General features: G+C 62.3%; 10 protein-coding genes. 6 read left to right on the forward strand and 4 right to left on the reverse strand.

Annotated features, from left to right (window positions below; all coding sequences use genetic code 11):
• Positions 1-107: 107 nt before the first annotated feature.
• From HZC36_12300 to hisA, 4 genes are all read left to right on the forward strand, one after another.
• The gene (locus HZC36_12300; GenBank protein ID MBI5707756.1) at positions 108-674 is read left to right on the forward strand and encodes an RNA polymerase sigma factor; all 567 of its coding nucleotides are present in this window, start codon (positions 108-110) and stop codon (positions 672-674) included.
• Positions 675-760: 86 nt separating this feature from the next.
• Positions 761-1,366, forward strand: coding sequence for an imidazoleglycerol-phosphate dehydratase HisB (hisB, locus tag HZC36_12305; GenBank protein MBI5707757.1), 606 nt, complete (start codon positions 761-763; stop codon positions 1,364-1,366).
• Entirely contained in the window at positions 1,363-1,953 is a 591-nt protein-coding gene (hisH, locus tag HZC36_12310) for an imidazole glycerol phosphate synthase subunit HisH (GenBank protein MBI5707758.1), read from the forward strand. Before hisB ends, hisH begins: the two co-directional genes overlap by 4 nt.
• Complete coding sequence (gene hisA / locus HZC36_12315; protein ID MBI5707759.1) at positions 1,947-2,669, forward strand: 1-(5-phosphoribosyl)-5-[(5-phosphoribosylamino)methylideneamino]imidazole-4-carboxamide isomerase; 723 nt, start codon at positions 1,947-1,949, stop codon at positions 2,667-2,669. The genes hisH and hisA overlap by 7 nt, the downstream gene beginning before the upstream one ends.
• Here the strand turns inward: hisA and HZC36_12320 are convergent.
• A complete protein-coding gene (locus HZC36_12320; protein ID MBI5707760.1) occupies positions 2,666-3,691 on the reverse strand; it encodes an A/G-specific adenine glycosylase in 1,026 nt (341 codons plus the stop codon). The two genes, hisA and HZC36_12320, sit on opposite strands and share 4 nt — an antisense overlap.
• A 75-nt stretch (positions 3,692-3,766) precedes the next feature.
• Entirely contained in the window at positions 3,767-5,245 is a 1,479-nt protein-coding gene (gene guaB / locus HZC36_12325; GenBank protein ID MBI5707761.1) for an IMP dehydrogenase, read from the reverse strand.
• Positions 5,246-5,545: 300 nt separating this feature from the next.
• Here guaB and HZC36_12330 point away from each other — a divergent pair, with 300 nt between their 5' ends.
• On the forward strand, positions 5,546-7,252 hold the full coding sequence (locus HZC36_12330) for a S8 family serine peptidase (GenBank protein MBI5707762.1): 1,707 nt from the start codon (positions 5,546-5,548) through the stop codon (positions 7,250-7,252).
• A 133-nt stretch (positions 7,253-7,385) separates the two neighbouring features.
• Here HZC36_12330 and HZC36_12335 read toward each other — a convergent pair whose 3' ends face one another.
• Positions 7,386-8,717 (reverse strand): MFS transporter, encoded by a 1,332-nt coding sequence (locus HZC36_12335; GenBank protein MBI5707763.1) that lies wholly within the window; start codon positions 8,715-8,717, stop codon positions 7,386-7,388.
• 209 nt (positions 8,718-8,926) lie between these two features.
• On the opposite strand from HZC36_12335, the gene HZC36_12340 reads away from it, so the two are divergent.
• Entirely contained in the window at positions 8,927-10,492 is a 1,566-nt protein-coding gene (locus HZC36_12340) for an FAD-dependent oxidoreductase (GenBank protein MBI5707764.1), read from the forward strand.
• On the opposite strand, the gene HZC36_12345 is transcribed toward HZC36_12340, so the two are convergent.
• Positions 10,493-11,878, reverse strand: coding sequence for a beta-mannanase (locus HZC36_12345; GenBank protein MBI5707765.1), 1,386 nt, complete (start codon positions 11,876-11,878; stop codon positions 10,493-10,495).
• Positions 11,879-11,954 lie beyond the last annotated feature (76 nt).

The following is an 11,954-nucleotide window of genomic DNA, read 5'->3' on the forward strand; positions in this document are numbered from 1 at the left end:
GCCCATAAGGGTCCTAGTGCCCGCCATCCCCTATAGAACTGCCCCCACAATGGAAGTGTCGGAGCTATCCGGGCCTTCTGCGGAGAGCTTCGGGAGAAACAGAATAGGTGAAAACCAAGAGTCAAAAGATCGTCGGGTGGGAGCCCCATCTCGTTCGAAGAGCGCAGGCCGGTGAGGCCGTGGCCTTCGATCTGCTCGTCGATCTTCACCGAGGAACCCTCTACAGCCTGGCCCTTCGCATGCTGCGAAACGCGGACGACGCCAAGGACGCCGTGCAAGAGACGTTGCTCAAAGCCCTCCGCAGCTTGAAGGACTTTGATCCGGACCGCCCGATTCGGCCCTGGCTTTGCCGGATCTGCTCGAATTGCTGCGTGGACGCCGTCCGCGCCCGAAAGCGCGACGGCGAACCGCTCGATCAGCACGAGTACATGCTCGAAGACCCCGGGCAGTCCCTGCACGACAGCGCGACCGATCGCATGAGGGGCGATGCTCTGGAGGAGGCGATCGACCGGCTGCCGGCACGCTATCGCCAGATCATCCGCATGCGCCACTACAAGCACATGGACGTGGTCGAGATCGCCCATGCGCTGGAGAAGCCGGAAGGCACGGTCAAGTCTTGGCTATTCAGAGCCAGAGCCCTGCTCAAGAAGGACTTGGGTCCGGCATTCGGATAGGATTAGCGCCTGCAGACCCCGCATATTCCCCGATTCTGACGCGGCCGACTTCGCGCCCGGGCATGGGTTAAGTAAACTCACCGCCCATGAGCAAAGGCACACCAGGCGTTCGCTATGCCGAACTGGAGCGCGAAACGCGCGAGACGCGCGTGCAGGTCGTGCTGGACCTCGACGGCGGCACGAAGCAGGACATCAGCACGGGCATCGGGTTCTTTGACCACATGCTCACCTTGCTGGCCTTTCACGGTTCGATCGATCTGGGAATCAAGGCGGAGGGCGACCTCCACGTGGACGACCACCACGTCGTCGAGGACGTCGGGATCGTGCTGGGGACCGCGTTCCGCGAGGCGATGCGTGACTCGCTCAACGTCACCCGCTACGCCTCGAACCACACGCCGATGGACGAGGCGCTCGTGCTCACGGCCATCGACCTATCCGGCAGGCCGCACCTTTCGTTCGACGCCCAGTTTCAGCGGGAGAAGATCGGGGAGCTCTCTACCGAGTGCATCCGCGAGTTCTTCCGCGCGTTCGTGAGCCACGCGGGCGTTACCGCCCATATTCGGGTACTTGCCGGCTCGAACGACCACCACATCGCAGAAGCGATCTTCAAGAGCTTCGGCCTTGGCCTGAAAGACGCTTCGAGGCTCACCGACCGGAAGCTCGGATCCACGACGAAAGGCAAACGCGATTGATCGGCATCCTGGACTATGGCGTCGGCAACCTCAGGTCCGTTGAGCGGGCCCTCAACCAGGTCGAGGCGCCCTGCGAGATCGTGACTTCGCTTTCAGGGGTTGACCGGCTAATCCTCCAGGGCGTCGGCGCTTTTGCTGCGGCAATGGCCCGGCTTGCACCGCTAGCCGACGACGTACGGGCCTTTGCCCGCGCAGGACAGCCCCTCTTGGGAATCTGCCTCGGCCAGCAGCTCCTTTTCGAGGTCGGTGAGGAGATGGGCGAGACCCCGGGCCTAGGGCTGATTCCCGGAAGCGTCCGCTACCTTCCCCGTTTCTCGGGCCTCAAAATTCCGCACATAGGATGGAACGAGGTCCGCTTCTGCGAGGGTTCGCCGATTGGCGCCGACATCCCCGCTGCAAGCCAGTTCTATTTCGTTCACTCGCTTGCGGTTCAGTGCGCTGTGGAGGCTGATGTGGACTCGCGCTGCGAGTACGGTGCGGCCTTTGTGTCATCGGTGCGGCGGGGCTCCGTTTGGGGTGTCCAGTTCCATCCTGAAAAGAGCGGGGACGCGGGATTGCGGCTGTTGAGGAACTTCGCGACATGCTGATTCTCCCTGCCATCGACCTGCGCGGAGGCAAGTGCGTCAGGCTCTTTCAGGGCGATTATGAGAGGGAAACGGCTTATTCCGAGGACCCTGTCGCGGTGGCGATGGCGTTTGAGGCGCAGGGCGCGCAGTGGCTCCATGTAGTCGATCTGGATGGCGCGAGAGGTGGCACGTCGCACCATTTGAGCATCCTTGCACACCTCAGAGAGCAGACCGGCCTGCGGATTGAGTTCGGAGGCGGGATTCGGACGCAGGAGTCGGCCCACTCCGCTCTGGATTCGGGCGCAGACCGGGTCATCATCGGTTCGGCGCTTGTGAACGACCCTGAAGGTGCGGCGAGGATGCTCGCAGAACTGGGCGAGCGGGCCGTCGCCATGATCGATGGCCGCGCCGGGAAGGTGGCCACGGAGGGTTGGACCGATGCTCCGGGACCCTCCATCGTTTCTCTCGTCCGCTGGGTTTGCGAGGCGGGCGCCAGACGCATCGCAGTGACCGACATCGAGCGTGACGGCACGCTGAAAGGGCCAAACCTTGAGCTTCTCGGCGAGGTTCTCCGTGAAAGCAGCGTTCCGGTGATCGCGAGCGGCGGTGTTTCCAGCTTGGCGGACCTTCAAGCCCTAGCTACCCTGCCATCTAGTAACCTCGAAGGCGTGATTGTCGGGAAGGCGCTCTACGAGGGGAGATTCACCCTTTCCCAAGCGATCGAGATGCTTGGCTAACCACGATCTATCTCGATGCCCAGCAGCCGGCACGCCCGCTTGAGTATCCGTCGCTGCGCGGAGGCCATCGGGAGCGCGGCACAATCCTTCGGCGTGAACCACTCCAGCTCACCGGACTTGGCCTCCACCCGTGCCAGCCAAGCTTCGACCCGTATCCGGTGGTGCGTGACGCTGTGCTTGAAGTCGCCCAGCGATTCCAGTGAAGCCGCGGCGCAGGCATTCTGCAGAGCTTCGAGGTTCGGCGATTCGCCGTCGGCGAGGTCCAAGTACGGGAACTCCCACAGGCCCGCAGACCACTGACCCTCGGGTGTCCGTCGCAGTCCAAACCTGCCATCGAGAAAGGGCGCCCAGGCGCTTCGGAAGACGGCGACACTCCTGGGTTTGTGGCGACGCGCCGGATAGCGCTCGACCGCCCAGGTCTGCCGGGCGACGCACTCCGGCTCCAGTGGGCACCTGCCGCACTCGGGTGCCTTTGGCTTGCAAACGGTGGCGCCAAGCTCCATCACGGCCTGGTTCCAATCGCCCGGCCGTTTGGGGTCCACATGATGGTCGGCCCAATCCTGCGCTTTTTGAGCGAGTTCTGCGCCAGAGTCGGGACATCCGGCCATTCGGGCAAACACCCTCTGAACGTTGCCATCCGCAACGCCAACGGCCTCGCCAAAGCAAATTGAAGCGATAGCCGAGGCCGTGTAGCGCCCGACCCCGGGGACCTTTAACCAGCCGTCACGATCGTTGGGGATCCCCCGGGTGGCGAGCAGCCTCGCGGCTTCCAACATATGGCGACATCGGCGGTAGTAGCCCAGGCCTTGCCACACTTCGAGGGCGCGGTCGACTTCGGCTTCGGACAGGCTTTCGAGGGTCGGAAATCGGGCCATCCACCGTTCGTAGTAGGGCAGAACGGTTGCGACCTGGGTCTGCTGCAGCATGACCTCGCTGACCCAGACCGCGTAGGGGTCATCGGTGCCGCGCCATGGCAGGTCGCGTTTGTTCGCGTCGTACCAAGCCAGGAGGTCGCGCCCCATCGCCAATGCTTACCTCTCTTCGCGGCATCTCCGCTCCAAACCCGCACTCTGGCCGCGAGCCAATGCCGACAATGCTTATTCGCCCGCTTCGTTGCCGAAGGGTGAAGAGTAGTTGGGCGGCTCTTTGGTGATCCAGACGTCGTGCGGATGGCTCTCCCGAAGCCCGGCGCCCGTGATCTTGATGAACTCCGCGTTCTGCCGAAGCTCGGCCAGGCTCAATGCCCCGACGTAGCCCATGCCGGACCGGAGTCCACCCAAGAGCTGGGTCATCGTCTCGTGGAGTGGCCCTTTGAACGGCACTCGACCTTCCACACCTTCCGGCACCAGCGCCGCGGCGGATTCCTTGATCTGGAAATAGCGATCCGAGGAGCCCTGCTTCATGGCGCCGATGCTTCCCATGCCGCGATACACCTTATAGGCGCGGTTTCGATAGATCTCGATCTCACCGGGGCTCTCCTCGCATCCGGCAAACATGTTCCCCATCATCACGCAGCTCGCGCCTGCGGCGAGGCTCTTCACGACGTCGCCGGAAGTGCGGATTCCACCGTCGCCGATGGTGGGGATCCCGAGATCATTCGCCACCGAGCAACAGTCGCGGATCGCGGTGAACTGGGGTACACCGATTCCGGCCACGACGCGGGTCGTGCAGATGGACCCGGCCCCAATGCCCACCCGGATTCCGTCAGCGCCGATCTGCTGGAGCTCCTTGACCCCTTCCGGGGTAGCCACGTTGCCGGCGATCACCATCAGGTCGGGGAGCTTTGCCTTTAGCATCTTGAGGCAATCCATCACGCCTTTGCTTTGGCCGTGGGCTGCGTCGATGACGATGAAGTCCGCTCCGGCCTCCGCGAGCGCCTTGGCCCGCTCAAAGGGCTCGCGCAACGCCCCGATTGCCGCTCCCACCGCCAGACGCCCTTTGGAGTCCTTGGTAGAGTTCGGATGCTGCTTTACCTTGAGAATGTCCTTGATCGTGATCAGCCCCTGAAGCCTGCCCTCGTCGTCGACGATCGGGAGCTTCTCGATGCGGTGCTCGCTGAGCAGGCCCTCCGCTTGCTCAAGAGTCGTGCCGACCGGCCCCGTCACCAGCCCTTTGCTGGTCATCCGGCTGGAGATGGGCTTATCGAAGTCGGTTTCGAACCGGATGTCGCGGTTGGTGAGAATGCCAACGAGGGTTCCTTGCGCGTTCACGATCGGAACGCCGCTGATATGGAAGCGCTCCATCAGTCCCAGGGCCTCACGAATGGACTTCTCGGGCTCCAACTTGATGGGGTTTGTAATGACGCCGTGCTCGCTTCGCTTTACGCGGTCGACCTGTTCGGCCTGGGTATCGATCGGCATGTTGCGGTGGATGACGCCGATACCGCCTTCACGCGCGATGGCGATGGCCAGCCTCGCGTCGGTAACGGTGTCCATCGGAGCCGAAACGATGGGAGCGCGCAGCTTGATGCCGGGCAGGAAGGTCGTGGAGATGTCCACTTCCGAGGGCAGAACCTCGGTGCGTTTGGGGACCAGAAGAATGTCGTCGAAGCTCAGACCTTCGCGAAACGAGACCATGAACAAGTATGGCAGGGATAGGTCGCTGCTCGCTTTCCGGCCCGACCTCTGGGGAAGTCACCAGGAGCGGCAGACCACAAAACGCTGGGAGCGCCATACCAAGTACTAAAGACAGGTGTCCAACCCACAATAAGTTAATATTTCGCCAAGTAACTTGTCCGGACAAAACTAGCACACTTAGCAGTGAAGTTAGGCTCACTGAGACCACAGGGACACAGCAACTTTGCGAGTTTCGACAGTTCCTGTCCGTAATATGATGTACACCTAATGTATCCTTTAGGGTTAGGAGAGGTTCCCCTTATGAAAAGACTGTTGACCACAGCATCCTTGATGCTGACTGCTCTTTCTGCGTTTGCCTATACGGCAACCTACACGCCGCCGCTCAAGGAGATCCCCGGCGTCATGGAGTTCTCGGGCCAAGTCGTAGCTCGGCCCCTGCAAGTCTCGACGCTGTTGGAACTTGGCTATTCCCAGGCGGCGGCAGACTTTATCCGCAAAGTCGCGGCTGCCGATATCGCCGCTGACGTCAAGGAATACGTCCCCGAAACCGACGAGTACATCCTGACGGTGCCTCAAGGCATGGCCGATCGGGATTTCGTGCTGATGCTTCGCCAAAAGGGCAACTACGACTACGTCACCCCTGACTGGACGGTTTACCCCACGGTCATCCCCAACGACACCCAGTGGGCCGATCTCTGGGGCCACGTCAAGGCGCAAACCCCTCAGGCTTGGGACCTCTTCTCGGGCAGCAACACCATCATCGTAGCGAACTGTGACACCGGCGTACGCCTTGACCACGAAGAGTTCGTCGGCCAGCTTGTTCCCGGTTTCAACGCCGTCAACGACCTTCCGCAAGCCAGCGGTGGCCAGGTCAACGACCTCCACGGCCACGGAACCCACACGATGGGCACCATGGCTGCGCTGGGCAACAACGCAAAAGGCATCACTGGAATCGGATGGAACTTCAAGGGCATGCCGGTGCGCGTCTCCAACCTGGCCAGTGGAAGCGCGAGCATGTCCGACTTGACACAGGGCGCCCGCTGGGCAGCCGATAACGGCGCGCGCGCCGTCAACGTTTCGTACAGCGGCGTGAACGATCCCACCGTGCAGACGACCGGCAACTACTTGAAGGTCACCAAGAACAGCCTCCTCTGTTGGGCTGCCGGCAACGCCAACACCAATCAGAGCGGTTTCGATTGGGCCGACGTCATCATCGTGGGCGCGACCGATTCGGCCGACGCACGTGCGAGCTTCTCCAACTACGGCACGTCTGTGGACTGCGTGGCCCCCGGCGTAAACATCCGCTCCACCTACTTCAGCAGCGCCAGCAGCTATGCCTGGATGGACGGAACGAGCATGGCGACCCCGTTCGTCACCGGCCTCTGCGCTCTCCTGATGGCCTCAAACCCCGGAGGCTTGACCGCCGCCGCGGTTGAAGCCAACCTTTATGTCGGCTGCCAGGACCTTGGCGCCGCCGGAGAGGACGCCGTGTTCGGAAGGGGCCGCGTCAACGCTTACAAGTCCCTCCGAAACGCCTACAACTGGTACTACATCCCGGCAGCCAGCGCGACCCCTCTTCAGGGAACGAAGACGGCCGGCTTCGGATACAGCATCAAGTACAGCGACAATAACTACATGTCGTTCGCGCCAGTAGCCGATGGCATGGGCAACGCCCTCCCGATCATCGTTGAAACGACCTGTTTCACCACCGCCAAGGTGGTGGCAGCGATGTCGTGCACGTGGGAAGTCAAGGCCAGCGGGCCTGGATTCACGCTCGACACCTACATGTGGAACTATAGCTCCGGCGGATACGTCCTCGTGGACACTCGCGCAGCGCCGACCACCGATACTCAAATTTCGGTGAGCCAGGCGACGGGTGCGAACTTCGTCAACCCGACGAGCCGCGGCATGAAGACCAAATTCGTGCTTCGGCCGAACGTGACGACGACGGACTTGTCCTGGACCTTCACGATGGACCAGATCAAGTGGCAGACGAAGGTTCCCTAACCTCTCCCGAGTCGCCAGATGCAAATCGGCCCAGGCTAAACGCCTGGGCCGATTTGCTCTTTTTGTCGGGCCTCGCGCTCCGGTTTGGCGATGGCCCTAAGGCTGAGAGGCCATGTTTGCGGCGCCGTGCCCCTCAGTCCTCAAGCTCCCTGCCGCGCGTCTCGATCACGAGCGGCAGCAGCAGCAACCCGACGATGGGAACGGCACTGACCCAGGTCAGCGCGGCCATGAGGGAGGCAGGCCCCCCTTTTGCCAGCATGCCAACCAAGAAAGGTCCGGCTGCCGTGACGACGCGCCCTGCGTTGTAGCAGAACCCAGCCCCGGTACTCCTCAACCGCGTGGGAAACAGCTCGGGGAGGTAATAGGTGAAGCTGCCAAACACTCCAAACACCGTAGGGCCGATGGCAAAGCAGAGCGCAAACCTCTGGGTCGGCTCCAGCTCAAGACCCCAGGTGGCATAAAGGCTGATCCCTGCCGCAAGAAAGTAGCTGAAGAACATCTTCTTGCGCCCCAGGTGCTTGGCAAGCGGCACCGTCAGGAGCGTCCCGACGAGGCCTCCCAGGTTGAACATCGAAGTCGCGTAGGTCTTCCAACCCTCCACCAGCGCTTGCGTGGCGCTCTTGTCGAGGCCGTCGGTTTTGGCCTTGGCCTGGGCAAGTTGGGTGGCGATGACGGGCAGAAACGCGTTGCAGCTCCACCAGGTGATCAAGGCGACGACCGCCATGGAAAGCCCGCTGACCACGTATGGGCGAATTTTGGGTGTAAACAGCTCTGCCATCCGAGGCTTCGGCAAAGCCGAAACCTGCTTCCAGCGCTCGGGCTCCTTGACCCAAACACGAACCATCAACGCGACAAACGCGGGCACCAGCCCCGTAAGAAACACCCACCGCCAAGAGGTCGACGGGCTCTCGACAAGCCAGCTCTTGGCGATTGCATAGTTCACGAACGTCGCCAGAAACAGTCCAAGCGGCGCCGAGCTATACAGGATCGCTCCCGCCTCGACTCGCCGCTTCTCCGGAACGACCTCGGCGACCATCGAGGCTCCTGCAGCCCACTCGCCGCCGATCCCTAGGCTGGCCACGATCCGGAAAAGCATCAGCACCCAGATATTGGGCGCCGCCGCGCACGCTGCCGTGCCGATCGCGTAGAGGAGCATGGTCAGGAGCAGTGTCTTGGTGCGGCCGATATGGTCGCTAACCTTGCCAAAGAGGATCCCCCCTGCAGCCCAGCCAAGCAAGAGGACGGCGGTCAGGACACCGGTCCATTGGAGGGTAGCGGCGGCCGCCTCTTTGGAGCCGATCTCCAGCCCCAGGAGGGTGGGCACGCAGTTCGGAGCGACGAAGTTGAAGAGCAGGCCATCGAAGACGTCGAACCCCCAGCCGAGCCAGGCCGCGAAAAGCACCAGCCACTGGTAGCTCGTCATGTCGAGGAGGAGGCGTTTGCCCGACTGTTGCGCGTCGCTCATGCTGATTTCCTCTGGCAACGGCCCCCTCCCTTGTCGGACGGTGGCCATCCGATTGTCTTCAAGGACGTTGTGAACCGCCTGATGGGCGCTGCACGCTGTGACTCGCGCGCTATGGCTGCCGCATCGTTCGATGCAGGTACTTTTGACAGGCCGTTTGAGATTGAATTCCGCTTACAATTCGATCCTGGCTCCTCTTGAGGCAACACACCATGTCTGGCAGAACCCCCCTCTTTCGATCCTTGGCCAAGGCCACGCTCCGACACGAAGCCGCTGCGAGACCTGGAGTTGGCAGCCCCTCCCGCCGCGACGTGTTGGCCAGGGCGATCGCTTCCGCCGCGATGGTGGGGCCGGTTGGGCGACTCGGCCCTGCGGCGGACGCGCCATCCGCGCCTCGCGTCGCCATTATCGGCGCAGGGCTGGCCGGGCTTTCTTGCGCTGATCGACTCCAGAGCAAGGGTGTGATTGCCCGCATCTACGAGGGCAACACGCGCATCGGTGGCCGCTGCAGCTCGCTGCGCAACCTCTTCCCGGGCCAGGTGGCCGAGTACGGCGGTGAGCTCATCGACACTTCGCACAAGACCATGCTGGGATACGCGAACCGCTTCAACCTACCCCTCGAAGACCTCTCCAAACTCCCCGGCGAGGTCGCCTATCGCGTCGATGGGGCCAACGTCCCCGAGTCCGCGGTGGTCGCCGAGTACCGGGTCCTGGAGTCGCGCATGAGGGCCGACATGAAGACGCTCTCGGGCGGCCCCACCTTCTTCTCCCACACCTCGGCCGACGTGGCGCTGGACCAGACCAGCCTCGCGGACTACTTGCACACTCGCGCCGCCGACCTACCCATCATCCGGGCCGTCCTGCGCGTGGCCTATGAGATCGAGTACGGACTTGACGCGAGCGAGCAATCCTGTCTCAACCTGTTGCTCTTCATCCATGCCGACCGGCGGTCGAAGTTCACGCCGTTCGGAGTTTTTTCCGACGAGCGCTACCACATCGTTTCCGGCAACGATGGCGTGGTTCACGGCCTCGCGAGCGACTTTCAGGGCGCGATCGAAACGGGCGCTGTGCTGACGAAGCTCGCCAAGAACGGCTCGGGGCAAGTGCTCATGTACTTCAACGGATCTTCGGTACCTGAAGTGGCTGATGCGGCCATCGTCACGCTCCCATTCACGGTTCTGCGCAGCATCACGCTCGACCCCAGCCTTGGACTCAGCTCGGACAAGCGGCGCGCCATCGACGAGCTTGGGTATGGGACCAACTCAAAAACGATGATCGGGTTCAACGGCGCGCCTTGGCTAACCCAGTACGGCAGTAACGGCGCAGCGTACTCCGACCTTCCGAATATGCAGACCTGTTGGGAGACGAACCCCACGCTGCGCTCTGCGACCTCCGTTCTGACCGACTATTCGGCAGGGCCACGCGGCGCAGGGCTCACGAGTGCGAACTTGCAGAGCCAGGTGGCCGCCTTTCTTGGCGATTTGGAGCCCATTTGGCCCGGCATCGAGTCGGCCGCCCGAAAGAACGGCGCCAGCTACGTTGCCCGGCTCGCCAATTGGACTACCTATCCTTGGGCGAGGGGTTCCTACACCTGCTATCGGCCTGGGCAGTTCACCTCTATAGCTGGCCTAGAGGGCCTGCGAGCGGGACACCTGCACTTCGCCGGCGAGCACACCGACTCGTTTTATTCCTGGCAAGGCTATATGGAGGGGGCGTGCCTCTCGGGGATCGCCGCCGCGAACGAGGTGCTGGACGATATCAAGAAGAAGAGGCTGTGATCAACGGCTTCGGATAGGGGCATTCAGGGTTCTAGAGGATCGGTAGATCCTGGAGAGATCGTCCGAAGACATCTTCTTCGGTCCCTGGTCGCCGAGCCATGAGACGAAGTAAGACCACTTCGCGCCGAAACGAAAGGCCCGATCGGGGTCCGGGACACCGCCGAACTCCGTGATCGCCAGCAGCTTCTTGCCTTTGACCCGGGCTTGAAGCGACTCCCACGTCCCGCTCAGGGGATCGGAGACGTCGCTGGGATAAGCGTCCACACCGACCACGTCCACCACGTCGTCGCCTGGATACCAATCAGGCTTGACCACGTTGGCCACCCAGATCAGGTTGTGAAGCTTGTGGATCTTTGTCATCCGGTTGAACATCAGCCGCCACAGCTGCTTGAACGGCTCGGGACCCTTTGCGCCCCACCAGAACCAACTGCCGTCGGCCTCGTGCAAGGGCCGCCACAGCACCGGAACCCGCGCTTTCTGGAACTTCTTCAGCTCTCCGGAGATCGCGTCGATATCCCGCAGCAGAAGCCGGTAGTCCTGTGAGGCTGGGTCCGCCAGAGCTGCCGCAACATCGAACGTCGTCGCATTGGAATAGAAGCCCTTGTACCACTTGGCGTCCACCTGGCGGCCCTGGGCATCCGTGATCATCTTGTCGATCAGCTTCGTCGGCGCGTTCCAGTGCCAGGAGATCGTGATGATCTGGCCGGCCCTTGCGGCGGCGATCAGCTTCTCGGACTCCTGTTTGTTGTCCGCGCCGCGCTCGGCTCGCGAAGGCGAGTACTCCATGAAGTCGCCGCCACGGATCGCGGGCAACCTACCGGTGAGCCTCTTAACGAGGGCGCAATCCTCCGCCCCATACTGGCCTGAGAACATCGCCTTCCCGTAGGCATCTAGCAATCGTTGGTGAAGGCCTTTGGCTTCCCTTCCCGCACGCCGGTCCGCAAGTTGTCTCGGCGGCTTCGCCAGAGTGACCGGGACCACCGCGGGCGTTAGCTCGATCCAGTCCACGTCATACCAACCCCATCCCTTGTTCAGCTTTAAGGTGTTAGCGCCTTCACGCAGCTCCACTTTTCCAGCCCAATGGGTTCGCCAAGAGCTTCCCGTGGCTTCGAACATGCCGCCCGAGGTCCTTTCATTGGCCGCGACCTCGAAGCCCTTTTCCTGGGAGGCATGATAGCGAATGGAGAGCGAGTAGAGTCCAGCCTTGGCTCTGAACCTGAACTCAAGATGATCACCCTCCTGGTCCCAGCCGGTGACATAGCCTTGCCCGCGATAGCCGGCGATTTTAGTCTCGACGGCCACACCGGCGAGCCGGCCCGTTTCGGCCTCCATGTGGATTGTCGCCTGCACGGTGCCCAGCGCACAGCAAAGGAACAAAGGACTCACGCTCCGATTATGGCGAGAGCAGCGGTTGGGAAACTCCAGGCTCGGGGGAGTGCGTCAAAGAGGAAAAGGCGCCCAG

The sequence above is a fragment of the Armatimonadota bacterium genome (genome assembly GCA_016223145.1).
GTDB lineage: Bacteria > Armatimonadota > Fimbriimonadia > Fimbriimonadales > Fimbriimonadaceae > Nitrosymbiomonas.